This window comes from Pseudomonas syringae pv. tomato str. DC3000 (assembly GCF_000007805.1).
Taxonomy (GTDB): domain Bacteria; phylum Pseudomonadota; class Gammaproteobacteria; order Pseudomonadales; family Pseudomonadaceae; genus Aquipseudomonas; species Aquipseudomonas avellanae.
Window position 1 is genome coordinate 3,524,566 of sequence record NC_004578.1, and the last position, 25,153, is coordinate 3,549,718.

The 25,153-nt window shown below is 60.3% G+C and carries 22 protein-coding genes and 2 riboswitches; of the genes, 9 read left to right on the forward strand and 13 right to left on the reverse strand.

What is annotated here, in order from left to right; all coding sequences use genetic code 11:
• Positions 1 to 15 precede the first annotated feature (15 nt).
• The 4 genes from PSPTO_RS16205 to pcaD all read right to left on the reverse strand — a co-directional run bounded on the left by PSPTO_RS16205 (position 16) and on the right by pcaD (position 3,917).
• Complete coding sequence (locus PSPTO_RS16205) at positions 16 to 1,056, reverse strand: alpha/beta hydrolase family protein (RefSeq protein WP_046463775.1); 1,041 nt, start codon at positions 1,054 to 1,056, stop codon at positions 16 to 18.
• A gap of 347 nt (positions 1,057 to 1,403) precedes the next feature.
• The gene (locus PSPTO_RS16210) at positions 1,404 to 2,012 is read right to left on the reverse strand and encodes an FMN-dependent NADH-azoreductase (protein WP_007246309.1); all 609 of its coding nucleotides are present in this window, start codon (positions 2,010 to 2,012) and stop codon (positions 1,404 to 1,406) included.
• 74 nt (positions 2,013 to 2,086) lie between these two features.
• Entirely contained in the window at positions 2,087 to 3,046 is a 960-nt protein-coding gene (locus tag PSPTO_RS16215; RefSeq protein ID WP_005766247.1) for a LysR family transcriptional regulator, read from the reverse strand.
• A 79-nt stretch (positions 3,047 to 3,125) separates the two neighbouring features.
• Complete coding sequence (gene pcaD, locus PSPTO_RS16220; protein WP_011104401.1) at positions 3,126 to 3,917, reverse strand: 3-oxoadipate enol-lactonase; 792 nt, start codon at positions 3,915 to 3,917, stop codon at positions 3,126 to 3,128.
• A gap of 127 nt (positions 3,918 to 4,044) precedes the next feature.
• On the opposite strand from pcaD, the gene PSPTO_RS16225 reads away from it, so the two are divergent.
• On the forward strand, positions 4,045 to 4,389 hold the full coding sequence (locus tag PSPTO_RS16225; protein WP_007246311.1) for an MmcQ/YjbR family DNA-binding protein: 345 nt from the start codon (positions 4,045 to 4,047) through the stop codon (positions 4,387 to 4,389).
• Here PSPTO_RS16225 and PSPTO_RS16230 read toward each other — a convergent pair.
• Complete coding sequence (locus PSPTO_RS16230; RefSeq protein WP_007246312.1) at positions 4,384 to 4,854, reverse strand: DUF1294 domain-containing protein; 471 nt, start codon at positions 4,852 to 4,854, stop codon at positions 4,384 to 4,386. The genes PSPTO_RS16225 and PSPTO_RS16230 overlap by 6 nt on opposite strands.
• Positions 4,851 to 5,681, reverse strand: coding sequence for an undecaprenyl-diphosphate phosphatase (locus tag PSPTO_RS16235; protein ID WP_005766254.1), 831 nt, complete (start codon positions 5,679 to 5,681; stop codon positions 4,851 to 4,853). The genes PSPTO_RS16230 and PSPTO_RS16235 overlap by 4 nt, the downstream gene beginning before the upstream one ends.
• Positions 5,682 to 5,960: 279 nt before the next feature.
• On the opposite strand from PSPTO_RS16235, the gene pnuC reads away from it, so the two are divergent.
• Both pnuC and PSPTO_RS16245 read left to right on the forward strand, forming a co-directional pair.
• A complete protein-coding gene (gene pnuC, locus PSPTO_RS16240) occupies positions 5,961 to 6,524 on the forward strand; it encodes a nicotinamide riboside transporter PnuC (protein ID WP_005766257.1) in 564 nt (187 codons plus the stop codon).
• Positions 6,521 to 7,057, forward strand: coding sequence for an AAA family ATPase (locus PSPTO_RS16245; RefSeq protein ID WP_007246313.1), 537 nt, complete (start codon positions 6,521 to 6,523; stop codon positions 7,055 to 7,057). Before pnuC ends, PSPTO_RS16245 begins: the two co-directional genes overlap by 4 nt.
• A 49-nt stretch (positions 7,058 to 7,106) precedes the next feature.
• On the opposite strand, the gene PSPTO_RS16250 is transcribed toward PSPTO_RS16245, so the two are convergent.
• A complete protein-coding gene (locus tag PSPTO_RS16250; protein WP_011104402.1) occupies positions 7,107 to 8,411 on the reverse strand; it encodes a sigma-54-dependent transcriptional regulator in 1,305 nt (434 codons plus the stop codon).
• Between the two features lie 328 nt (positions 8,412 to 8,739).
• Between PSPTO_RS16250 and PSPTO_RS16255 the strand changes: the two genes are divergently transcribed.
• Positions 8,740 to 9,006 carry a hypothetical protein gene (locus PSPTO_RS16255; RefSeq protein ID WP_005766263.1) on the forward strand — a complete coding sequence of 89 codons (267 nt, stop codon included), beginning with the start codon at positions 8,740 to 8,742 and terminating at the stop codon, positions 9,004 to 9,006.
• Positions 9,007 to 9,667: 661 nt separating this feature from the next.
• Here the strand turns inward: PSPTO_RS16255 and PSPTO_RS16260 are convergent.
• From PSPTO_RS16260 to cobW, 5 genes are all read right to left on the reverse strand, one after another.
• A complete protein-coding gene (locus PSPTO_RS16260; RefSeq protein WP_011103120.1) occupies positions 9,668 to 10,690 on the reverse strand; it encodes an IS110-like element ISPsy7 family transposase in 1,023 nt (340 codons plus the stop codon).
• 416 nt (positions 10,691 to 11,106) lie between these two features.
• Entirely contained in the window at positions 11,107 to 11,718 is a 612-nt protein-coding gene (locus PSPTO_RS16265; protein WP_007245851.1) for a vWA domain-containing protein, read from the reverse strand.
• A 53-nt stretch (positions 11,719 to 11,771) separates the two neighbouring features.
• Positions 11,772 to 12,800, reverse strand: a complete 1,029-nt coding sequence (locus PSPTO_RS16270; RefSeq protein WP_011104404.1) for an ATP-binding protein — start codon at positions 12,798 to 12,800, stop codon at positions 11,772 to 11,774.
• Entirely contained in the window at positions 12,800 to 16,564 is a 3,765-nt protein-coding gene (cobN, locus tag PSPTO_RS16275; RefSeq protein ID WP_011104405.1) for a cobaltochelatase subunit CobN, read from the reverse strand. Before cobN ends, PSPTO_RS16270 begins: the two co-directional genes overlap by 1 nt.
• Before the next feature lie 3 nt (positions 16,565 to 16,567).
• Positions 16,568 to 17,632 (reverse strand): cobalamin biosynthesis protein CobW, encoded by a 1,065-nt coding sequence (gene cobW, locus PSPTO_RS16280; protein WP_005766271.1) that lies wholly within the window; start codon positions 17,630 to 17,632, stop codon positions 16,568 to 16,570.
• A 113-nt stretch (positions 17,633 to 17,745) separates the two neighbouring features.
• A riboswitch (cobalamin riboswitch) is annotated at positions 17,746 to 17,970 on the reverse strand.
• 58 nt (positions 17,971 to 18,028) lie between these two features.
• Positions 18,029 to 18,243, forward strand: a riboswitch (cobalamin riboswitch).
• A 95-nt stretch (positions 18,244 to 18,338) separates the two neighbouring features.
• Here cobW and PSPTO_RS16285 point away from each other — a divergent pair.
• Genes PSPTO_RS16285 through cobM form a run of 4 tightly spaced genes read left to right on the forward strand, consistent with a single transcriptional unit; the run spans position 18,339 to position 20,491 of the window.
• Entirely contained in the window at positions 18,339 to 18,524 is a 186-nt protein-coding gene (locus PSPTO_RS16285) for a CbtB domain-containing protein (RefSeq protein ID WP_005766274.1), read from the forward strand.
• A gap of 20 nt (positions 18,525 to 18,544) precedes the next feature.
• Positions 18,545 to 19,267 carry a CbtA family protein gene (locus tag PSPTO_RS16290; RefSeq protein ID WP_011104406.1) on the forward strand — a complete coding sequence of 241 codons (723 nt, stop codon included), beginning with the start codon at positions 18,545 to 18,547 and terminating at the stop codon, positions 19,265 to 19,267.
• Positions 19,260 to 19,709, forward strand: a complete 450-nt coding sequence (locus PSPTO_RS16295; RefSeq protein ID WP_046463313.1) for a cobalamin biosynthesis protein — start codon at positions 19,260 to 19,262, stop codon at positions 19,707 to 19,709. The genes PSPTO_RS16290 and PSPTO_RS16295 overlap by 8 nt, the downstream gene beginning before the upstream one ends.
• A gap of 32 nt (positions 19,710 to 19,741) precedes the next feature.
• Positions 19,742 to 20,491: a precorrin-4 C(11)-methyltransferase gene (cobM, locus tag PSPTO_RS16300; RefSeq protein WP_011104407.1), complete on the forward strand. Its 750-nt coding sequence runs from the start codon at positions 19,742 to 19,744 to the stop codon at positions 20,489 to 20,491.
• A gap of 169 nt (positions 20,492 to 20,660) precedes the next feature.
• Here cobM and PSPTO_RS16305 read toward each other — a convergent pair whose 3' ends face one another.
• The gene (locus PSPTO_RS16305; RefSeq protein ID WP_011104408.1) at positions 20,661 to 24,143 is read right to left on the reverse strand and encodes an indolepyruvate ferredoxin oxidoreductase family protein; all 3,483 of its coding nucleotides are present in this window, start codon (positions 24,141 to 24,143) and stop codon (positions 20,661 to 20,663) included.
• Between the two features lie 185 nt (positions 24,144 to 24,328).
• Between PSPTO_RS16305 and PSPTO_RS16310 the strand changes: the two genes are divergently transcribed.
• Complete coding sequence (locus PSPTO_RS16310) at positions 24,329 to 24,796, forward strand: Lrp/AsnC family transcriptional regulator (protein WP_003380560.1); 468 nt, start codon at positions 24,329 to 24,331, stop codon at positions 24,794 to 24,796.
• Positions 24,797 to 25,153: the final 357 nt, after the last annotated feature.

The following is a 25,153-nucleotide window of genomic DNA, read 5'->3' on the forward strand; positions in this document are numbered from 1 at the left end:
ACTACAGGCTGCACATCACTGATGATGGGCAGTTTGCATGCCTGAATGATCAGCATCGGCGGAATTGAGTGCTGCGCTGAAAAACCGCACGGCTTCGGCACTCAGGTTGCGGTGAATGTCTTCGCGGTCCACACCGTCCGGGTCGTTGCACAGTAACGGGGCGGCCTCGCGTTGCTCGTCACTGCACGGTGCCATGAAGACAAAGTGCCCTGCCCCCGCCAACAGCTTGTAGTCCGGTGCCTGTGGCAGCTTGCGCGCCAGCGCTTCGGCATTTCTGTCGAGCGCCAACAGTTGATCGTCATCGCCGGCGTACATCAGCACCGGCACATGGACATCACCCAGTGTGTGACGGCCAAACATCAGGCTCAACGGTGCCATCAACATCAGCGCACCGACCCGAGGGTCAGCCTGGGCGTGCAAGTCATCCCGGTCGGCAACCAGCTCGCCCTGAGTCTTGCAGGCGTCACGGTCTGTCGGGCGTTCCAGGCAGTATTGGCGCAGGCGCTGCAGGTCAGGTTGCGCGCCTGCCAGTATCAGCGCGGTCTCGCCGCCTGCGGAGTAGCCGATCACGCCCACCTGACGGGCATTGAGATAAGGCGCGAGTACGGGGTCGAGCAAGGCGGTGCTGATGGCTTCGGAGATCTGCAATGGGCGGCCATACAAATTGCTCAAACTGCCCAGGCGACTGTGATCACGGTCGTTGTCGCCGGGGTGCACCACCGCCACCACCACAAAGCCTTGGCGGGCGAGCGACGTTGCCAGATCGTGCAGCGCCAGCGGCGTGCCGGTGTTGCCGTGGGACAGCAGCAACAACGGGAAGCGGCCCATCGCAATCGGCGCATCTTCACTGGCTTCGACGCGGTAGCCGTGAATGATGCTCAGATGTTCGCTGCCGGTTGAGGGGTAGAACGCAATGGCCTGCACGGGCTGTGAATCCAGCGGGTCGGGGAAACTCAGTGCGCGGTAGCCCGCGCTCCAGGCTTCATCCGCCTGAGCGTGCACCGAAATCAGGCTATCGAGCAGGCAAACCAGCATCACTGCACAAAGACGTACCATGGCAAGGCCCAACCTTTGCAATTCCGGAAACCTGGTCCGGACAGTCCGTTAAGCGCTTGTGTCGAGCATCTTGCTCCAGCGCGCCGTTCTCACCCAGATGAGAGTGTTGAAAACAGAATTAGTGCACAAGCCGGGCCACAATCACCCTGCTGTTTTTCGCAGTGTTGAACCGTTTCGCAAAAGCTGAAAAAACGCCCTGCAATGCCGTCAGTTTAATACCGTCATGGCCCGTTTACCTGTAAGGAAGCTGTCAAGGTTGCAGCCAGCGTGCCCCGTACAAAAAAACTCCACAACCCGAAGCAAAACCGTGCGCCGAGTGTGGAGCTTTTTATTCAAGCGACTACCGATCAGGCGGCCAACAGCTCGCTCTCGATCTGCTGCTTCGCGGCGGCCATGGCGTTGGCGCGAGGCTCTTCGCCATACGCCAGGCCGTGTGCGCGAACGAACTGCAGGTCGGTGATACCGATGAAGGCAAACAGTGCCTTGAGCAGCTCTTCGTGGCCTGCACCGGTTGGCAACCCTTGATGCAGGCCACCGGAAGTGGAAACGATAATGACTTTCTTGCCGCCGCACAGGCCTTCAGGCCCGGCTTCGGAATAACGGAAAGTGCGACCCGCAACAGCAATGCGATCAATCCACGCTTTCAACTGCGACGGAATGCTGAAGTTGTACATCGGCGCACCGATCACCAGCACGTCGGCGTCGAGAAACTGCTGCAACGTGGCTTCGTTATTGTCGACTTCCTGCTGCTGAGCGGCATCACGTGCTTCTACCGGAGTGCCCGCTGCGGCAAGGCTGGCCGCAGAGAAATGCCCCAGGGCTTCGCTGGCCAGATCGCGATAGGTCACGTGGCTATCGGCGTGGGTGCTTTTATAAGCCTCGACAACATCACGGGACAGCTGACGCGAAGCGGAATGATCGCCGAGGATGCTGGAATCAAGGTGCAGAATGTTCATAACGGGCTTCCCAAGTGAGTATCGCCGGTGGGCGACCAAGTGAGGAGTATCCTATCTGTGATCGTAATGTTTGATTAGTCGCCCTGAATGCGACTGTTCGTTCTATGTAAGGAACAATAAAGCGACTCTGGATTGTGCGTCAGTTCCGTGAACGAGCTCTCGAAGGCATCCAGCAAGCCCCTGACGGCGGGCAGCAGACCCCGGCGCGAGACGAACACTGCGTGCAGAATGCCGCACTTGGGTCGATGCGCATCGAACAGCTCCACCATACGGCCCTGCTGCAAGGCTTCCCTGACCAGAATTTCCGGCAGTTGCGCCACACCGACACCTTGTAGAGCTGCTTGCAGGATAGCGTCCAGGTCCGAGCTGACCAGCCGCGGCGCGTGCCGCACTTCGACGTAATGGCCCGGTCCGTTTTCCAGCAGCCAGCGATGTTCCGGCGTGGAAGACGTCACATCAAGACTCGGCAGCCTGGCTAACGCTTCAAATGATGCGTTAGCCGGGAGCAGCGCAGCCAGATCAGGGTGTGCAACCAGCCGTTGCGCGCTGTGGCCCAGCGTTTTGACCACCAGACCGTCGTCTTCCAGCGGCGGAAAACGTACCCGCAATGCAATATCGATGTTCTCGATCAGCGGATCGACACGCCGGTTGGTGCTTTCGATGTGCACCTGCACTTTGGGGTGCGCCGCCATGAAACCGGCAATGGCCTCATTGATGCCCATGGCTGCCATCGCAGGCGGGCAACTGATAACCACCTTGCCCTGAGGTTCGGATTTGGAACGCTGAATGGCTTCTTCGGCAGCGTCGGCCTCCACCAGCATCGCCACGCAATGGCCGTAATAATCACGACCGCTTTCAGTCACGGCAAACTTGCGGGTCGAACGATGAATCAGGCTAACGCCCAGGCGCTCTTCCAGTCCGGCAATGCGTCGACTGAGCTTGGACTTGGGGATTCCGAGCTTGCGGCTGGCAGGCGCAAAGCCTCGGCATTCGACCACCTGGACGAAATAAAACAGATCGTTGAGATCAAACACCCGGCCACCTCGCTTTCAGAGCCGCGAGTATGCAGCGCCGTGGCAAGCGCCTCAAGACCGGGTTTTCGGGCCTTGCAGATTACTCAGCAGTCAAAAACGCCAGCACTGCCGCCGAAAACGCCTCCCCGGCCTCGACGCTGGACAGGTGCGCGGCGTGCAGTTCGATCATCTGCGCCCCCTGAATGCGCTCGACCATGAAGCGCCCGTCGGCAGGCGTTGTGACAGCATCTTCAGTGCCGCAGACCACCAGCACCGGCAGCGTGATCGAAGCAATCTGCTCACGGAAATCGGCGTCGCGCACCGCTGCACAGTTGGCGGCGTAACCGTGCGGCGAGGTGCGAGCCAGCATGCCGACAACCGTGTCGACCCGGTCCGGCTCGGCGAGTGCGAACGCAGGAGTGAACCAGCGCGCGACCGAGGCGTCACGCAACGCAACCATCGCCGCCTGCCCGTCACGCAGCACGGTGTCGATACGAGGGTTCCAGATATCAGGGTTGCCGATCTTTGCCGCCGTGTTGCACAGCACGACCCGCTGCAAGCGCTCGCTTGCATTGATCGCCAGCCACTGACCGATCAGGCCGCCCATGGACAGGCCGCAAAAAAACGCCTTGCCAATGCCCAGTGCATCAAGCAGCGCCAGAACATCGCGACCGTTCTGCTCGATGCTGTAAGTGCCCTCACTGACCACCGATTTACCGTGCCCGCGCGTGTCGTAGCGCAACACCTGAAAATGACCGGTAAACGCCGCAATCTGGTTGTCCCACATGTGCAGATCGGTGCCCAACGAATTGGACAACACCAGTACCGGCGCACCGGCCGGGCCTTCCAGCAGGTAATTGAGTTCACCATCGGCGAGTTGCACAGCAGGCATACGAGGCTCCAGAGAAAGGCAAACCCGCACACTAATCAGTGTGGCGGCAGCATACAATCCGCTGATCGAATATCCGTGCGGCTATCGAACAGCTTGGCGTTCGACGCCAGATCAAGGAGGCCACTCCATGTACAAAGAAGACATCGCCAGATTCTGCCTGAGCCTGCCCGGCGCGCGCGAGGACTACAAGTGGGGCGGCGTGCGGGTGTTTTCCATCGTCGAAAAGAAGATGTTCGCGCTCATGGACCTGACCGGTCAGGACCTCTCATTCAAGGTCCACCCGGAATTGTTTCTGGGCTATGTCGATCGGCCCGGCATACGTCCTGCGCCGTATCTGGCGCGGGCACACTGGGTCAGCGTGGCAGACCTGCATACGCTGAGTGACGAAGAAGTCCGCGACCTGCTGACCCGCTCGCACCAACTGGTGGTGGGCAAACTGTCGAAAGTGAAGCAGATCGGCCTGAAGTTATAGAGGCGCTGCCTGCAAAAAAGGCACTGCCTGCAAAAAGGGTAACGCCTGCCACAACCGCTTGCCCAGAAACAGCCAGTCGATCCACAGCGCCTGATGCACCAGCACGATCAGCCAGAACACGACCTGAAAAGACACCTTGCGGGTCTTGTGGCGAAACACCTGTTGCGCCAGTAATGCGCCCGGCCAGCCGCCCAGCAACTCGACCGTGTGCAAAACGTTTTCCGGCGTGCGCTGGCCGCCGTTTCCGGCCTGGCGCTTGTCGTGGCGATAAAGCATAAACGCAAACAGGCTCATGACCGTCAGGGCAATTGCCGGGACCATCATGCCCTGCCTGACCCACAGCAACGCCGATCCGTAGACCGGCAGCGCGCACAACAGCGCAAACACCACCAGCTTGAGGCGCAGTTGCTGAACGGGCGCCCTGCCCCGGCTGGCAGGCGCGCCAGTGCGGCGTGTGGTCGTCATGCCTTGGCCGACGCCCAGTCGATCCAGCCAAACTGCCAGGTCGCCAGAATCAGCAGGCCGAAGGCAATCCGATACCAGGCAAACACCGCGTAGCTGTGGGTGGCGATGAACTTGAGCAACGCGCGAACAGCGATCATCGCGAAGACGAACGAGGTGATGAAGCCGATGGCGAAGACCGCGAAGTCGTCCGGGCGAAACATGTCACGGTACTTGTAGCCCGAATACACCGCCGCACCGACCATGGTCGGCATGGCCAGGAAGAACGAGAATTCGGTCGCCGCCTTGCGTGACAGACCGAACAGCAGGCCGCCAATGATGGTCGAGCCTGAACGCGATGTTCCGGGAATCATCGCCAGACACTGCACCAGTCCGATTTTCAGCGCGTCGCGCCACGTCATGTCATCGACGGTCTCGGTGCGCACCGTGTGCACCCGACGCTCGGCCCAGAGCATGATTACACCGCCAACCACCAGCGCAGTCGCCACAGTGATGGCGTTGAACAGGTAGTGGTGAATCGTGTCGGCGAAGATCACCCCCAATACGACCGCAGGCATGAACGCGATCAGCAGGTTGAGGGTGAAACGCTGTGCCTCTTGCTGCTTGGGCAGGCCCACAACAACGTCGAGAATCTTGCGCCGAAATTCCCAGACCACGGCCAGAATCGCACCCAGTTGGATGATGATATTGAAGGCCATGGCACGCTCGCCGCCAAAATCGATCAGGTCGGCGACGATGATCTGATGCCCGGTGCTGGAGATCGGCAAAAACTCCGTCAACCCTTCCACAATACCCAATATCAACGCCTGAGCAGCGGTCCAAAGATCCATCATTCCCCCATGAAGCGATGCCGCAGGCTCGCTGTTTGATGTTGTTGTGTAAAAAATGGTTGCCACTATGCCGCCGCACGCCTGAACGTAGCTTGAACCTGCAGCGAGCTTGAAACTGCGCGTCGAGCGAGTGCCAGGCGCGGAATGCTAGCAGACCCGCACGCAGCGCGCCTGCTGGCGTTGCACCTGACACAACTCAAGCTCCCCGCCGCGCAAAGAAGCGCATACAATCGCCGCCCTGACGCTCACAACCCTCATACACCTAACCAAGGAGCCGCCATGTCCGGGCTTGAACTCTTCGCTGCCGCCATCGGCGTTATCGCAGTCTGGCTGACAGTGAAGCAGAATCCCTGGTGCTGGCCGATCGGGCTGGTGATGGTGGTGATCTACATCTGGATTTTTTTCGATGTGAAGCTGTATTCGGACATGCTGTTGCAGGTGATTTACGCCGGTTTACAGGTCTATGGCTGGCTGCAGTGGACGCGCCACGGCAACGGCTTGCCGATCAAAAGGGTCACGGTACTGCCTGGCCGTTCGGTTGTTAACGGGCTGGCGGTCGGCGCGGTCATCAGTGTCGCGTTGGGCGCAGGCATGGCGCACTTCACCGACGCCGTACAGCCCTGGCTGGACGCAGCCCTGACCGGTTTCAGCCTGGTGGCGCAGGTATGGATGGCGCAAAAGCGCGTTCAGTGCTGGCCGCTGTGGATCCTGCTCGATGTGATTTTTGTCGGTCTGTTTGTCTATAAAGAGCTGTACCTGACCGCTGCATTGTATGCGCTGTTCACCCTGCTGGCCGTACAGGGCTGGCGCGAATGGCGCAACGATCTGGTGCTGGCGCGATGAGAGTGTTGGTGCTGACCGGCCCGGAATCGAGCGGCAAGAGCTGGCTCTCGGCCGAAATACAGCGTCGGTTCGGCGGGGTTCTGGTCGGCGAATACGTGCGTCACTTCATTGATCAACAAGACCGCGATACGACCTACGTTGATATTCCGGCTATTGCTCAGGGTCAGTTGGCCTGGGAAGACGCCGCACGTACTGCGCTGCCCCGCTTGCTGATTCTTGATACGCACTTGCTGAGCAACCTGCTCTGGAGCCGCGCCCTGTTCGGCGATTGCCCGGCGTGGATCGAACAGCAGTTGCTGAGCAGAACCTACGACCTGCACCTGCTGCTGTCCCCCGAAGGCGTGGAATGGATCAGCGACGGGCAGCGCTGCCAGCCCCACCTGCGCGAGCGTCAGGCCTTTTTCGACGCCGGCCGGGAGTGGCTGGCCCGCCATCATCAGACCTTTCAAGTGATCGGCGGCGACTGGCAACAACGCCGTGAACAGGCGATGGCGGCTGTCTCGCTGTTACTGGAGCCTTCAGCGGAGCTATAAAGAGCCTCAGCGGACCTGCAAAAGGCCCTCAGCGGGGCAGCAAAAACCCTCAGCGGATCTGGTGCTTGTGTAACAGCCGATAGAACGTTGGCCGCGAGATGCCCAGTACTTTGGCCGCCACACTGAGGTTGTCACTGTGGCGCGTCAGCACATCGCACAACGCCTGCCGCTCGGCACGGGACTTGTACTCTTCCAGCGTGCCCATGCTCCCGGCAACATCCTCTTCGCCCAGCAAACCCAGGTTAGCTGCTTCTATCTGCTTGCCTTCGGCCAGCACCAACCCGCGCCGCACCCGGCTGGCCAGCTCGCGCACATTGCCCGGCCAGTCGTGCTTGCCCAGCGCAACCAGCGCGTCCTGACTGAAACTGCGCGCTCGCCTGCCGGTTTCCTGGCTGAACACATGGGCGAAATGGTTGGCCAGCAAAACCAGATCACCATGACGTTCACGCAGTGGCGCAATACCCACCTGCAGGACGCTCAGTTGGTAATACAAATCCTCGCGGAAACGCTTTTTGCGCACTGCTGTTTCAAGGTCCTCACGGGTCGCGGCCACTACCCGAACGTCAACCGCTATCGGCTCTTTGTCGCCCGGCCGTTCGATTTTGCGCTCCTCCAGAAAGCGCAGCAGGTCAGCCTGAGTGTCCAGCGGCAGATCGCCGACTTCATCGAGCAACAGCGTACCTCCGTGCGCGGCTTCGATCAGCCCGATGCTGCGCTCGTGCGCGGAGCCAGTGTCATCGCCGAACAGCTCCGCGTGGATCGAATGTTCGGCGAGCGCGGCGCAATCGACAACCACAAAGGGTTTGTCGCGGCGCTGGGACTGGGCATGCAGGCTGCGTGCAATCAACTCTTTGCCGGCACCGCGCTCGCCACGGATCAACACCGGCGAGTCAATGGGTGCCAGCTTGCTCAACAGCTTGCGCAGTTCACGGATCGGTCGGCTTTCGCCTAGCAGCTCGGGCCCGGCACTGGACGCCGGTGGCGCGGGGTCCACCTTAATCAGCGCTTTTTCGAGCGAGGCCTGGAGGCGATTTACATCGAACGGCAGGGTGTGAAAATCGAAAAACCAACGGCAGACAAAATCGCCGATTTTCTCGCGGCGCAGGTCATTGGCTGACAACACGGCGACCCAGCGCATGTTGCTGCGGGTAAAACGTTCTTCGAGTTCGCGCAGGTGTTCGAAATGATCAGCCTTGAGGTAAATCAGGCCTACGTCGTAGTCCGTGGCGGACTCAGAATCCAGCGTTTTGTCGTGTACCGTCCATCCGGCATCCTTTAAAACAGTGACCAAAGGATGACAGTCATCTGCGCCGTCAATCATTAGCAGGCGTTGCGTTGGGGCCAGTCCGTGCATGAAGTTTCCTTGGCGCCCGGCGTCGAGTTGATTTTTTAAAAACTTTTTATAAACAGCATGTTGGCGAGCCCAACTATCACCCTAGCAAATATTTGACGCGACCTTGTACCGTTTGAATCTAATATTCATAACCAGACGTCATTAACGGTCTATGCGGCGGATACCGTTCGCCTGGAAAATCATTCGTGCGTTCATCAAAAAAAATTCCGTATGCTTTTTTGTGAAGGGTGTGACTCATGCCCCCCTGTCGTTCATCAACACAAGTAACCAGCCGGACGGTTAGCCCGCCGACGTGACTGAACTGATATGGGCACCTGAGGATTTGACCATGAACGCCCCACTGCGCTTCAACGATGCACTTTTGATCGCTGGACACGCTTTTGAACCCTTCCAGTGTGTTGCCTGGGCACCACAGGACGGTAACGGCGAATTGAGCCTGACGGTGATTGACCGCACCAGCAACCGTATCGGTCGCAAGCAGATTTCGAGCAGCACGTACTCGGACAAGCGGCAGCTGGCGAGTGTTCTGGAACAGGCCCGCGCAGAAATCCGCAATGAAGGCTACGACCTTATGCCGTGGACCATGCCTGCTTGATGTGCGCTGTGTTTGTCGAGATTGCGTAGACCCTCAAGCCCCTGAAAACGGGGCGGAGCCAAAGTCGCTTCGCGCTCGGCTATACACACATCTTGAAGAGCCCTGGAAGGGTGTGGGTGAATTGCAGTATCAGGCTGGATATGCACCTGTTGGGTGAGCTTGCTCAAGAAGACGATGGCCCAGGCGCTGCATTTTCAACCATCGTGCGGCGCTCCGTCGTGATGCCGCTTCAATTATCGTGCGACGCTCTGCGTCGCACGCCGTTCTGGACGCTCTGCGTCCTATCCTGAGTATGCCGCGCAGGTCTGTGGCGCGGAGCATCACACTGCGGTTCTGTGATATCAGTGATGTTTGTTTACGACTCAAGTTACCTTTTCGCCTCTCGGCGATTGACTTTGAAGGATCAAAGTAAGCAAATGTATGGTCAGCCCACCTCCTGCAATCGCAGTTCGATGAGCGGTAAAGCATGCTTGCGCTAATGTATCCGGGCTCATTCTGGGCAATTTCGCTGCCCGGCCCTTGATGAGTATTCGCCGCCTTACTGTCCTCAAAAATCCCTAAAGCCTCGAAGGCTGCTTTGCCTATCAGGTTTTCAGTCTGGCCATGAGCTGTTTATCGTCATCATCACTGCGTCGCAAAAGCCGGTACGCCTATGTCCTACTCAGATCATTGATGCGTTGTAAGTGCTACCTCGTCTGAGCACCGCCCATACGATTCTTGCCAGCTTGTTCGCTAAAGCACATGCCACCTTGTTCGGATGCTTGCGTGCCAACAAGTCTCTTACCCACTGCCCAAGGGCATCATCGCGGCGTTCTATTCGAATCATGAGCGCTCGAGAACCTTGCACCAACAGGGTTCGCAGGTGCCTGTCACCTCGCTTGCTGATACCCAGCAATACGGGTCTCCCGCCTGTAGAGAACTGTCTGGGAACCAGCCCCAGAAAAGCGGAAAGGTCTCGTGAGGCTCGAAAATTGGAAGCGTCACCCAGATCCGCTACAAATGCGCTGGCGGTAATAGGACCAATGCCAGGAATCGTCATCAAGCGTGTACCAGCATCGTCTTGCGCCAGTTGCTGCTTGATTTGCGCATCACAGGCCTTTATTTCGGTATCAAGGCGATGAATATCCTCCAGCAAATGCTCCATGACCCTTTTGAACTGCAGCGGCAGGTCGCTACGTGAATCGTCAATCAGCTCAGGCACTTTGGCGATCGCTGCCTTGGTGGCTGGCAAGGCAATTCCGAACTCAAGCAAAAAACCATGCACCCTGTTGATGGCTTCAGTACGGTGGCAAACCAGTGACTCGCGAAGACGATGTTGTACAGAAAGTACCTGCTGCTCCACAGTCTTGACGGCAACGTAATGAGTACGTGGTCTGGAGGCCGCCTCGCATATAGCTTCGGCATCGATGAAGTCATTCTTGTTGCCCGTCACGTAGGGCTTCACATGTTGCGGAGCAATCAACTTCACCCGGTGCCCCAGCGAGGCGAGTTTCCTGGCAAGCCAGTGAGAGCCACCGCACGACTCCATTGCAATGGTGCAGGGTTCAATCTGAGCCGCAAACTGCAGAAGGCGATTGCGATTGAAGCACTTGCGTAATACTTGGTGGCCGCCTGCATCATGGCCTATGAGGTGAAAACTGTTTTTACCAATGTCGATGCCTAAGAGCTTGAGGCCGTTTTTCATGAGTGATCTCCTCGACGTTAGAGAGAAACCCGGAAAGTGTAGACACTCCGGGTTTCTCGGATCGGGCTGACCATCTCATTAGCCCGCAGCTCCGTTTCCGGCCCGACTTCGTCGGGTTCCTTCGCCCTGACGCTGATCCGGGGGTCGCCGCAACGGGCCATCCTTGGCCCGGTGCGGCTTGCTCGGCGTCCTGCCTCGCATCCCCCGGATCAGCGCCAGGACTCAGCCGTCACTTAAGTCGCACTCTGCGTCGTCAGTGCCATCGCGGTAAAAAAGCGCTTTTGTTTATAGGCAGTGACTGCGGGCCAGGCATGACGTTGTGCTGCGCTGCGGCAAAGATACAACTATCGTGCGCCGTGCGCGCATAGTGTCACGGGTGAATGCCAACACATGGCCACGACAGTGAAAAACCCCCTTCAAACCAGCTTCAGCTCATCAATATGCCGGTAATCAGCACCCAGGCTTGCAGCCAGCTCCCGAGCCCTTCCCAAGCGGATCGGGCCTTTTTCGATGTCGATCAGCAGGCTTGCGCAGTTGAAGGCAGGCAGCGTTGGCAGTTGTTTGATTCTGCCGTCGGTCATGACCAGCACTCGCTGCTGTTCGGCGGGATGGCGTTTTTGGCGTTGTTCCAGCCAGGTCATGGCTTGTTGCAGGGCCGCCGACAATGGCGTGCCGCCGCCCGCACCCAATGCGTCCAGCCATGGGTTCAAGGCCGACGAGGCCTTGAGGCCCTGATGTTGCCAGCGTGGTGTGCTGCCGCTGGCAGTGAGCAATGCCAGACGGGCGCGGCGTCGATAGGCGTCATCGAATACCTGTGACAACAGGCCTTTGGCCTGACTCAAGGCCTGATGGCGACGCGTCGAGGCCGAGGCATCGACCACCACCAGCAACAATTCACTCGGACGACTGCTGCGCGGTTGGTGAACCAGATCCTTGCGGCTCTTCGGACGACCGCGCAGCAGTGTCGGCAGCCATTGCACCGGTCCATCAACGCCCGCACGGACGGCACCCTGCCTGCCGCTGGCCAATCGACCGGGACGGGGAATGGCATCCGCCCCCTGTTTGGCGCGAGGGCGGATGCCTAGGGCTTTTTTGGCCAGCTCGGCACTTCGCGGCGCGATCCGGTAACCACCGCCTGTGCGGGTAACTCGCCCCAATTGCCCTGCCCGCTCTCGGGCTTGTCTGGCTTGGGAGACGTTTCAGGCGGCTCAGCTTGCTGATTCTGCGGCGGCGGAGCCGGGTCGCGGCGCCTGTGGCGTAGGGCAAATTCAGCAACGGCTTCGATGTCCTGCTCGTCGATCTGGCCAACACTGCGCCAGGCGGCATGAGCGCGTGCAGCCCTTAGCCAGACCAGGTCTGCACGCATGCCATCAACCCCGGCTGCAAAGCAGCGCTCGGTAATCACCGCCAACGAATGATCATCCAGCTCAATGCTCGGCAGTAGCAGACGCGCCTGCTCGCAACGCTGCTTCAAGGCGTCCTGCTGCGCCTGCCAGTGCTGACAAAAACTCAGGGGATCAGCATCAAAATCCAGACGTCGGCGGATGATCTGGCTGCGTTCGACGGGCAGTGTCTGGCCGCTCAGTGCCACGTTCAGGCCAAAACGGTCCAGCAATTGAGGGCGCAACTCGCCCTCTTCCGGGTTCATGGTGCCAATCAGCACGAAACGCGCCGCGTGTCGATGGGAAATACCGTCGCGCTCGACCAGATTGACGCCACTGGCGGCAACGTCCAGCAGCAGGTCAACCAGATGATCGGCGAGCAGGTTGACTTCATCGACGTACAGCACCCCGCCGTCAGCTTTGGCCAGCACACCCGGAGAGAAACGTGCGCGGCCCTCGGCCAGAGCGGCATCAAGGTCCAGGGTGCCGACCAGACGCTCTTCGGTCGCGCCCAACGGCAAGGTGACGAACTGACCGCTGGCCAGCAGATCAGCCAGACCGCGCGCCAGGGTCGACTTGGCCATGCCACGCGGGCCTTCGATCAATACTCCGCCAATACGCGGGTCGATGGCGGTCAGGCACAGCGCCAGTTTCAGGTCGTCGGCCCCGACCACGGCGGCCAAGGGGAAATGCGCAGTGTCGCTCAGGCTTGAATCAGGCAAGGTCATCAACTCTCTTCTATGTCCAACAGCAGGTCTTCCAGCGCTTGCTGATACTCGCCGGGCTCCTGCCAGAGGCCGCGCTGCTGGGCTTCGAGCATGCGCTCGGTCATGTCGCGCAGGGCATCGGGGTTGTGTTGTGCGATGAAATCGCGGGTAGCCGGGTCGAGTAGATAGGCATCGGCGAGCAATGCATATTGATGATCGTCGATCAGCTCGGTGGTGGCGTCGAAGGCGAACAGAAAGTCCACGGTCGCGGCCATCTCGAACGCGCCTTTGTAGCCATGACGCTTGACCCCCTCGATCCATTTCGGATTTGCCGCACGCGAGCGTATCACCCGGTTCAGCTCCTCTTTGAGGGTGCGGATTTTCGGCAGGTCCGGCTGGCTGTGATCGCCATGGTAGCTGGCGGTCTTCTGCCCACTAAGGCTTTCGGACGCTGCGAGCATGCCACCCTGAAACTGGTAATAATCGTTTGAATCGAGCAGGTCGTGTTCGCGATTGTCCTGATTCTGCAACACCGCCTGCACCTGGGACAGGCGCTGGGCGAAACGCTGCCGGGCCGGGGTGCCTTCATCAGCAGCGCCGTAGGCATAACCGCCCCAGTTCAGATAGACCTCGGCAAGGTCCTCGCGGCTTTGCCACAGGCGACCGTCAATTGCGCCTTGAACGCCCGCGCCATAGGCACCGGGTTTGGCGCCGAAAATCCTCCAGCCCGCCTGCCGTACCGCTTCGTCTTCGCTCAACCCTTCGGCTACAAAGCCCTGGCGCTCTTCGCGCACTCTGGCCGCCAGCGGGTTCATGTCGTCCGGTTCATCCAGCGCCGCGACGGCCTGCACGGCGGCATCGAACAGCTTGATGAGGTTGGCAAAGGCGTCACGGAAGAAACCGGAAACCCGCAAGGTAACGTCCACCCGAGGGCGGTCCAGCAGGCTGATCGGCAGGATCTCGAAGTCATCGACACGCTGACTGCCGGTCGCCCAGACCGGACGGACGCCCATCAGTGCCATCGCTTGGGCAATGTCGTCACCGCCAGTACGCATCGTTGCCGTGCCCCAGACTGATAAACCCAGCTGGCGCAGGTGATCGCCGTGATCCTGGAGGTGGCGCTCCAGCAACAGGTTTGCCGACTGAAAACCAATGCGCCACGCCGTGGTAGTCGGCAGATTGCGTACATCCACGCTGAAGAAATTACGCCCGGTCGGCAGCACGTCCAGTCGCCCGCGGCTGGGTGCGCCGCTGGGGCCTGCCGGCACGAAGCGGCCGCTCAGCGCATCAAGCATGCCCTGCATTTCGCCGGGGCCGCAGGCGTCCAGCCGTGGCGCGACCACCTCGCGCAGGTTGTCAAGAATCAGCGCCAGGTCATCGTGTACGGGTACGTCGTACAGCTCTTCACCCGCCATCACACGCTCGATCAGCGCCGCAGCATAAAGCTCAAGCCGTTCGCGGGCATCCCCGGCAGTGCGCCAAGGGTCTGTGCTGACCGCGAGCAGCGTGGCAGGACGTTCGCCGGCCCAAGGCTCGGCCAGCTCGCAGTCGAGCGGATCAAAGCCCAGTGCAAAGGCCTTGCTCAGCGCCCGCAACAGGCTCGATTGCGCCCCGCGCCCGTCTCCACGCGGGATGCGCAGCAGGGCCAGCAGTGTGTCGGTGCGCAGGCGACCTTCCGGTGACTGGCCGAAAATGTGCAGGCCGTCGCGAATCTGCGATTCCTTCAAGTCACACAGATAAGTGTCCAGACGCGGCAGCCAGACCGCCGCGTCGGCGTCGCTGTCGGTGGCGTCGTCCAGCGCCAGTTCACGATCGATACGGGTTTCACGGACCAGTTCGAGAATGTCCCGTTGCAGCTCGCGGGCCCGGCGCGGATCGAGCAGTTGCGCCTCATAGAACTCGTCGGCGAGCAGCTCCAGATTGCGCAGCGGGCCGTAGGTTTCGGCACGGGTCAGCGGCGGCATCAGGTGATCGATGATCACCGCCTGCGTGCGGCGTTTGGCCTGAGCGCCCTCGCCCGGGTCATTGACGATGAACGGATAGATATTGGGCATGGCGCCCAGCACGGCATCCGGCCAGCAGGTTTGCGACAGCCCGACGCCTTTGCCTGGCAGCCATTCCAGATTGCCGTGCTTGCCGACATGCACTACCGCATGCGCGCCATAGGCCTTGCGCAGCCAGAAGTAGAACGCCAGATAGCCGTGCGGCGGCACCAGGTCCGGGTCGTGATAGACCGCACTGGGGTCCACCTGATAGCCACGCGCCGGTTGAATGCCGACGAAGTTCAGACCAAGGCGCAGGCCGGCGATCATCATTCGGCCGCTGCGGAACATGGGATCGGCATCCGGCGCGCCCCAACGGGCAGTCACCGCGTCGCGATTTTCGGCCGGCAGCTCGTTGAACGCCGACAGGTATTCATCCAGCGCCATGCTTTGCTGGCAAGGTCGCAGGTCAATGCTGTCCAGGTCGTTGGTAACGCCACCCAACAGTTGCTGGATCAGTTCGGTGCCGGTGTCCGGTAACTGCGCCAGGGGATAGCCCTCGGCCTGCATGGCACGCAGAATGTTCAGCGTCGCAGCCGGTGTGTCCAGGCCCACGCCGTTGCCGATTCGCCCGTCGCGGGTCGGGTAGTTGGCGAGGATAAGTGCTACACGTTTGTCGGCATTAGGCAGGCGCGCCAGTTCGATCCAGCGGCGCGCCAGTTGCGCGACAAAATCCATGCGCTCGGGGTGCGCGCGATGGCAAACCACGTCCGACTGGCTGCGTTCACTGCGCCAGGCCAAGTCCTTGAAGCTGATCGGCCGACTGATGATCCGCCCGTCCAGCTCAGGCAAGGCAATGTGCATGGCCAGGTCTCGGGCACCCAGGCCCTGCTCGCTGGCCTGCCAGGCTGGCTGGTTGTCCTGCGCGCAGATCGCCTGAATCACCGGCACGTTGCGCCGGAACGGGCGCAGGTGAGGCGCTTCCGGGCTCGATTGGGCAAAGCCGGTGGTGTTGAGAATCAGCTCGACGTCAGCTTCATCCAGCCAGTTTTCGACCTGAACGAAGCAGCCCGGCTCTTTGAGGCTGGCCACGGCGATAGGCAACGGATTGATGCCCTGCGCCTGCAGGTGCTCGCAGAATTCATCGATGAAGCCGGTATTGGCCGCCTGCAGGTGCGAGCGATAGAACAAAAGTGCCACCACCGGCTGCCCGGCCGTCCATTCGGCCTGCCAATCGACAAGCTGGGCACTGGCAAGGCGCGGGTGATAAACAGCCGTACGCGGCAGCGGTTGCGGTTCAGTCCACGGGTAATCGCGGCCCAGCCATTGGCTGGCCATGCAGTGAAACAAATCCAGTGCATTCTGCATGCCGCCCTGACGCAAGAACTGCCAGAGCTGGTCGCGCTGCGCAGCAGGCACAGTGCTCAGGTCGCTCAGCTCGGGATCGGGACGGTCATCACCCGGCACCAGAATGACCTGCACGCCACGCGCTGCCAGCTCCATAAGCCGCTCGACGCCGTAACGCCAGTAGCCGATGCCGCCGTGCAGGGAAATCAGAATGACTTTGGCGTGGCGCAGCACCTCATCGACGTACAGGTCGACCGAGGCGTGATTCTGCACTTGCATCGGGTTGGCCAGACGCAGGCTGGGGTAGTCTTCGGGCAATTGCCGGGCGGCTTCGGCCAGCAGCGCCAGGCTGGAGTCGCCGCTGCAGAGAATCACCAGCTCGGCCGGGGTTTGCCCCATGTCGGCGATGCTGTCATCCGGGACGAAACCGCCGGGCTGGGTTCTCAGTAAATGCATGGGTCAGCCGGCAATCGCAGCGTTGAGCTGAGCGTGCAGCGCAACCGCGTCCAGTTCCTGGCCAATCAGCACCAGATGCGTGGCGCGCTCTTCGTCGGCACGCCAGGCACGGTCGAAGTGCTTGTCGAAACGCGTGCCGACACCCTGGATCAGCAGGCGCATCGGTTTGCCCGGAATTGCCGCAAAACCTTTTACACGCAGAATGCCGTGTTGCACGACCAGTTGATTCAGCGCATCGAGCAGCACTTTCTCGTCAGCCTGGGGCAATGTCAGGGAAATTGAATCGAACGCGTCGTGATCGTGGTCATCATGATCGTCATCGTCGTGATGATCGTGGTGGGTCTTGCGCGCGTCGATGTGCAGTTCGGACTCGGCACCCACGCCCAGCAGAACACTGATCGGCAGGCGACCACTGCTGGCTTCAACCACCTTGACCGCAGGCGGCAGCTCTTCGGCGACTTCAGCGCGCACGGCGGCCAGCCCTTCGGCGTCGATCATGTCGGCCTTGTTGAGGATAACCAGATCGGCGCTGGCCAGTTGGTCGGCGAACAGCTCGTGCAGCGGCGATTCGTGGTCCAGGTTGGGGTCCAGTTTGCGCTGTGCATCGACCTGATCCGGAAAGGCTGCAAACGTACCCGCCAACACGGCCGGGCTGTCGACCACGGTGATCACGGCGTCAACCGTGCAGGCGTTGCGGATTTCCGGCCACTGGAAGGCTTGCACCAGCGGCTTGGGCAGGGCAAGCCCCGAGGTTTCGATCAGGATGTGGTCCAGATCACCACGCCGGGCCACCAGTTCGCGCATGACCGGGAAGAACTCTTCCTGCACCGTGCAGCACAGGCAGCCATTGGCCAACTCGTAGACGCGGCCGTTGGCTTCTTCTTCCGTGCAGCCGATGGTGCATTGCTTGAGGATTTCACCGTCGATGCCCAGCTCGCCAAACTCGTTGACGATCACCGCGATGCGTCGCCCTTCGGCGTTGTCGAGCATGTGCCGCAACAGCGTGGTCTTGCCCGAGCCGAGGAAGCCGGTAACGATGGTGACGGGAAGCTTGGCCAGTGTTTTCATCAGGTGCCCTTTGGCAATGCGGCGGGCAAACAGGACGAGAACCACGTGCACTGCACACGGATCGGATCGCCACCGGATCACCCCGCCCGGTTGTAGTGAGAATTCGCAGGCTTTTTGTCAGCCCGGTTCGAGGCAGGTCTCCTGGCTCACGGCAGCGTGTGGCGGGCGTTGAACACCTTGCCGACACACATTCATCGCGCCTTCCCGCCGCAGCAGTGGCTGTGCAATGAACATGACCGTTTACAGTTGCGGGGGCAGCTGCGGCATGTACCGCATTCCCGTCTTAGCTTCATGTCGTAACGCTTTACACATGAAGAACCTCGAACCGGCAAGGCTACGCAGTGACCGCAGGCAGGTCAATCGTTCAGATTGACGATGCCCCGCTGCCCATGCTCTCCTGTGCACCTTGTTTCGGGTGCCCCTCACGGGGTGAAACGGGAAACCGGTGCGCTCAACCTGTTGAGCAAGTCCGGTGCTGCCCCCGCAACGGTAAGCGAGAGAAGGTCTGATCCACTGTGCTCTGGCATGGGAAGGTGACCTTGAAGGTCTGAACGCACACGTGTTCAAGCCCCTCGCGAGCCCGGAGACCGGCCCGACATTTTTCCAATGACACACCCGCGGTGGGCGGGCGCAGTTGAAACCTCTGGCGTTCGTCAGCGGGTTCGCGCGCGCATGGCCCATTTGCCAACACTCAAGAGGGAACGCCATGTCCACCATCAGCAGCAGCCAGACGGCCGCTACCAGCTCAACCCAGACCCAGCGCCTGACCGCCGCCATCAGCGCTGCACTGCTGGGCGCGTGCCTTGTGTACTTCGCCGGGTTCTCGCACATTGCCGCTGTGCACAATGCGGCACACGACACCCGTCACAGCGCTGCCTTTCCTTGCCATTGAGCGTCATTGAGGACAACACAATGTTCAAGCGAATCGCACAGACCGCAGGGTTTACCGGGCTGTTGGCCGCCCTGCTGCTGACCTTGCTGCAAAGCTTCTGGGTCGTCCCGCTGATCCAGCAGGCAGAAACCTACGAGAAAGCACCTGCCGAACACGTTCACGAGCATGCCGACGGTGCCGTGGCTGAACACAGCCATGCGCATGACGAAGCAGCGTGGGAGCCGGAAAACGGCTGGCAGCGCGTGCTGTCCACCACCGGTGGCAATCTGGTGGTCGCCGTCGGTTTTGCCCTGATGCTGGCCGGGCTTTACACCCTGCGCGCACCGGGCCGCACGGCACAGGGCGCGTGGTGGGGGCTGGCCGGTTTTGCCGTGTTCGTGCTGGCGCCGACCCTGGGGCTGCCGCCTGAGCTGCCGGGCACCGCTGCCGCAGAACTGAGCCAGCGTCAGCTTTGGTGGATCGGTACCGCAGCGTCCACCGCTGCCGGGCTGGCCTTGCTGGTGTTTGGTCAGAACTGGCTGCTCAAAGTGCTGGGCGCGGCGATTCTGGTGGTGCCGCATGTGATCGGCGCACCGCAACCGCTGGTTCATGAAAGCCTTGCGCCTGAAGCACTGGAATCGCAGTTCAGGGTCGCTTCGCTGCTGACCAACGCGCTGTTCTGGGTTGCACTGGGCCTGATCAGCGCCTGGCTGTTTCGCAGAAGCAATGTTCACACAGATAATGCCCACTCAAACCATGCCTGACCGCATCAGGCCTGAGCACTCGACCGTCCGCCCCGGCACGCCTCTGGTAGTCGGGCTGGGCTGTCGACGCGGTTGTTCGGCGACCGCGTTGCGCGAGCTGATCGAGAACAGGCTTCGAGCGCTGGAGCTGAACCTGGGAAGCATCACCGCGCTGGCCTCAATCGATCTGAAAGACAAGGAACCGGGCCTGCTTGCACTGGCGGCGCAACTGGCTGTGCCGCTGGTATTTTTCAACGCCGCGCAACTGGTGGCCTGGGAGCTGCACCTGACCCACCGCTCCGCGCAAGTCTTTCAGACCACAGGCTGTCACGGTGTAGCCGAAGGATCGGCACTGGCCCTCGCCGCGCAGCTGGGCGACGGTACGGCGCGGCTGCTGATAGAGCGGCAAAAAACCACTCAAATGACATTTGCCTTGGCGTCCAGCCCGGCTGTGGGCGGATAATCGCGCCGCGCTCATTGACCCCGGAGTTTCCATTGACTGTCTATTTCATCGGCGCAGGCCCTGGCGATCCCGAGTTGATCACCGTCAAGGGGCAACGCCTGATCCGCACCTGTCCGGTCATTATCTATGCAGGTTCGCTGGTGCCGCTCGCCGTGCTGGAAGGCCACCAGGCGGTGCAGGTGACCAACAGCGCGGAACTGCATCTGGAGCAAATCATTGATCGGATCAAGACCGCTCATGCGCAAGGCCAGGATGTTGCTCGTGTACATTCCGGCGACCCTAGCCTGTACGGTGCCATTGGCGAGCAGATCCGCCATTTGCGTGAACTGAATATCCCCTTTGAAATCATTCCGGGAGTAACTGCGACGGCCGCCTGCGCTGCGTTACTGGGCGTGGAGCTGACGCTGCCGGATATTTCGCAAAGCGTGATTCTGACCCGCTACGCCGACAAGACCTCAATGCCGAGCGGCGAAGAACTCGCCAGCCTGGCAAGCCACAGGGCGACCATGGCGATTCATCTGGGCGTAAATAACCTGCACAGAATCGTCGAAGAGCTGACCCCGCATTACGGCACCGACTGCCCGATTGCCGTGGTACACCGCGCCAGTTGGCCGGATCAGGAATGGGCAATAGGTACGCTGGCAGACATAGAGGAAAAAGTGCGAGCCAAAGGCTTTCGCCGCACCGCACTGATCCTCGTCGGCCGCGTACTGGCCGCCGACACATTTGGCGAATCCTCGCTGTACCGGGCCGGGCATGCGCACCTGTTCAGGCCCAAGTAACGCTCGTTCGCAGGCTCGCCGTTTGTGTGAGTGGCAGGGGCGGCCGATCCGCGTTACTCACGAAGGGGCCGGTGCAGCCTCCGAGATCTACTGATCACCGATCGTCAGCCTTCGCGAGCAAGCGAAGCGTCGCCCGGCTCGCGCTCAGGCACTCACATCGCTTACCTGATCAAGCAGCCACCTCATACAACTTCGGCGCTAGCACCTCGCCGCTCTCCAGGCTTTTGCGCAGGATCTCGGCCTGCAATGCAGCAGCCTTCATGGCGGCTTCCTTGATGTGACCATAACCGCGAATCTTTTCCGGCAGGCGTGCCAGGCTCAGCGCCGTATGGCGGTTCTGCGTCTGGAGATGCTGCAGGATCAGTTCGACATCGCCAACATAACGATCAATAAGCGCCCTCTCCTGCTTGCGCTCCAGGCTGCGACCGAACGGGTCGAACGCTGTGCCACGGAGGAATTTGAATGTCGCCAGCACATCGAACGCGCGCAGCATCCACGGCCCGAAACTGCGTTTGCGCGGTTGACCGTTGTGCGGGTCACGCTTGGCCAGCCAGGACGGTGCCAGGTGAAACTCCAGTCGATAATCACCCTCGAACTGCGCCTCCAGCTGGCGGGTGAAGTCGCCGTTGCTGTACAGCCGCGCCACCTCGTATTCGTCCTTGTAAGCCAGTAGCTTGAAGTAGTTGAAGGCCACAGCTTCGGTCAGCGTCGGCTGCTGACCGGGAAACACCCGTGATTCAGCCTCCTGTACCCGTTGTACCAGCCCCAGATAACGCTCGGCGTACGCGCTGTTCTGGTACTGCGTCAAGGCGGCAACGTTGCTTTGAATACGTTGATCGAGATCCATCTGCTGCGGCTCGCTGACCTGCGGTTGCGGGTTGACGAACGCCTCGACGGCGGCAGGGTCATGCGCCGTGCGACGCCCCCAGAGAAACGCCTGCTGATTGAGGTTGACTGCCACGCCATTGAGCTCGATCGCCTTTTCGATGGCCGCCGAAGTCAGGGGAATCAGGCCCAGTTGAAACGCATAACCGAGCATGAACAGGTTGCTGGCAATGCTGTCGCCCATCAAACGGGTTGCCAACGAAGTGGCTTCGACAAAATGAGTCTTATCGGCACCGACGGCATCAATAATAGTCTGCTTCATCGCCTCGGCCGGGAACACGGCATCCGGGTTGCGTGTGAATTCAGCGGTTGGCGTTTGCTGACTGTTGATCACCGCATGGGAAATTTTGCTGTCGAGCTTGGCGATTGCATCGGGGCCTGCGGCAACCAGCAGATCGCAACCCAGCAACAGGTGCGCCTCACCGGCGGCAATGCGTACCGCGAACAGGTCTTCCTGACGCGCAGCAATGCGGATATGGCTGACCACCGGACCGAACTTTTGCGCCAGCCCGGCCTGGTCCAGCACGCTGCAACCCTTGCCTTCCAGGTTAGCGGCATAACCGAGCATCGCCCCGACCGTGGTCACGCCAGTCCCGCCGACGCCGGGCAGCAGAATATTGAACGGCCGCTCCAGCGATGGCAGCACAGGTTCCGGCAGACGCGCGAATGCCTCGACCTGTTTGGGCACCACAGGCTTACGCAATTTGCCGCCATGCACGGTGACGAAACTCGGGCAGAAACCCTCGATGCAGCTGAAATCCTTGTTGCAGGCACTCTGGTCAATTTCCCGCTTGCGGCCCTGAGCGGTTTCCTTGGGCAGCACCGACAAACAACCGGATTTGACCCCGCAATCACCACAGCCTTCGCACACGGCCGGGTTGATCAACGCGCGTTTTTCCAGATCGGGCAGGGTGCCGCGTTTGCGCCGGCGACGCTTTTCAGTCGCGCAGGTCTGGTCGTAGATGATCACCGAAACCCCTTTGAACTCACGCAGTTCGCGTTGCACGCTGTCCAGGTCGCGTCGGTGATGAAAGGTGGTAATTGAAGCGAAATCTTTCCGGCTCGGGTATTTGTCCGGCTCGTCGGAGACCAGTGCAATGCGCTGTACGCCCTCGTTGAACACCTGGCGGCTCAACTGATCGACGCGCAGCACGCCGTCTATAGGCTGACCGCCCGTCATGGCCACCGCATCGTTGTAGAGAATCTTGTAAGTAATGTTGACCTTGGAGGCCACCGCCGCACGCAACGCCAGGTGCCCGGAGTGAAAATAGGTGCCGTCGCCGAGGTTCTGGAACACGTGGGGGGTTTCAGTGAAGGGCGCCTGGCCGATCCAGGTCACGCCCTCGCCGCCCATCTGCGTGAAGGTCTCGGTTTCGCGGTCCATCCAGATGGTCATGTAGTGGCAGCCGATCCCGGCCAGGGCACGACTGCCCTCCGGCACTCGGGTCGAGGTGTTGTGCGGGCAGCCGGAGCAAAAATGCGGGGTGCGCAAGGTATTGAACAGCGGCGCCTGAAGCGCCCTTTCCTTGTCGCTGAGAAATTGCAGGCGTGCTTCGATCTGCGGGCTGCTGTAGAACGGCGCCAGACGTTTGGCGATGACCCTGGCGATCATTGCCGGCGTCAGCTCGCTGAGGTTCGGCAACAGCGAACGGCCTTGCTCATCGAACTCGCCGACCACCACCGGACGACGATCCACCGGCCAGTTATAAAGCTGGCCGGTAAGTTGGTCTTCGATGACGCTGCGTTTTTCCTCGACCACCAGAATCTCGTCCAGCCCCTCGGCAAAGTCATGCACCGACACGGGTTCAAGTGGCCAGCTCATGCCGACCTTGAGCACACGAATGCCCACCTTGTCGCACAGCTCCTGATCGATACCCAGCTCTTCCAGCGCCTGACGCACGTCGAGATAAGATTTGCCGGTGGTGATGATGCCCAGCCGCGGTTGCGCAGAATCGATGACCACCTTATTGAGCTGATTGGCGCGGGCGAAAGCTCTTGCGGCATAAATCTTGTAGGTATTGAGCCGCGCTTCCTGGGCCAGCGGTGGGTCAGGCCAGCGGATGTGCAGGCCGCCTTCTGGCAGCACGAAGTCTTCCGGGATGTGCGTCTTGATGCGCAGCGGATCGACTTCGACGACAGCAGACGAATCGACGTTTTCGGCAATGGTTTTCATCGCCACCCAGCACCCGCTGTAGCGCGACAGCTCCCAGCCGATAATGCCGTAGTCGAGAATTTCCTGAACGTTGCTCGGGTTGAGCACAGGGATCATCGACGCGATGAACGCGTGTTCGCTCTGGTGGGCGATGGTCGAGGATTTGCAGCCATGATCATCGCCCGCAAGAATCAACACGCCGCCTTTGGGCGCGACCCCGGCCGAGTTGCCGTGTTTGAACACATCACCGCAGCGATCCACCCCCGGACCTTTGCCATACCACAGCGCAAACACGCCGTCGTACTTGCCGTGGGGAAAGAGATTGACCTGCTGGCTGCCCCAGACGGCCGTGGCCGCCAATTCTTCGTTGATACCCGGCTGGAAATGGATGGCGTTCTGTTGCAAGTAGTCCTTGGCATCCCAGAGGCTTTTATCCAGATTGCCCAGCGGCGAGCCGCGATAGCCGGAAATGAAGCCCGCCGTGTTCAGGCCCTGCGCTTCATCGCGCTGCTTTTGCAGCATCGGCAGACGGGTCAGCGCCTGGGTGCCGGTCAGGTACAGATTGCCGGTGGCAAGCCGGTATTTATCATCCAGACGAATATCAGCCAGGGACATGCGCGCACCTCTCTCGTTCTTGTCTTGTTCTTATCAGGCGTCAGGCCTTTGCGCCGGGACGGTCCAGCCCGGCAGCCTTGGCACTAGACTGCCTGTAGCAACGCGGCTTTTTCTTTCTAAATGCGTGCAAATCTGCTGATATTGAGCATGATTTTTTCGGCCATAACAAAAAACAAGGTCAATTCATGCAGCTTAAATTGAGCCCCATCGATCGCAGGATTCTTCGCCTGCTGCAACATGACGCCAGCCTCTCGGCGGCAGAAATCGCGGAACGTGTAGAGCTGTCGCAATCACCCTGCTGGAGGCGTATTCATCGGCTGCAGGAGGACGGCGTGATCGAGCGCACGGTCGCCCTGCTCAGCACGCAAAAACTCGGCCTGAGCATGACCGTCTTCGTCGAGGTCAAGCTGTCGGGGCATGGCCGGCGTTATCTGGCCGAATTCGAAGAGGCGATCATCGGCCACCCCGAGGTGCTGGAGTGCTACACAATGGCGGGCGGGATGGACTTCATGCTCAAGGTGGTGGCTCAGGACATCGCCAGCTATGAGCGCTTTCTGCGCGACCACCTGCTGCAATTGCCCCACGTGCACGAGGCGCATTCGAATATCGCCATGAGCACGGTGAAACGCACCACAGAGCTGCCGCTGGATTAGGCTGCGTCAGAAACGGGGAATGTTGCCGGGAGGGGTAACAATCCGCCAGACGAGCGCTGGCGGATTATTTATTTCGATGAGGGCAATAAAAACATTTGATTTTCAAATGATAATGATTATTATTGCGTCAGCGGTTCGCGAGAACCGCTGGATAACCTGGAAGTCTTAGGTCGGCTTCCGGATTATCTCCTCATCAGGCTAATCACGGTTTTTGACCCGGATTTTTTCCGGGTCTTTTTTTTGGTTCGTTCTTTTGGTTTCCGCTACTTCAGGCTAATGAAGTGTGGGTGCTGCACATACGTGTGTTCAGCGATGGCGCGGATCATAGCAAAACAACCTTGATCAAGGTCATGTTTT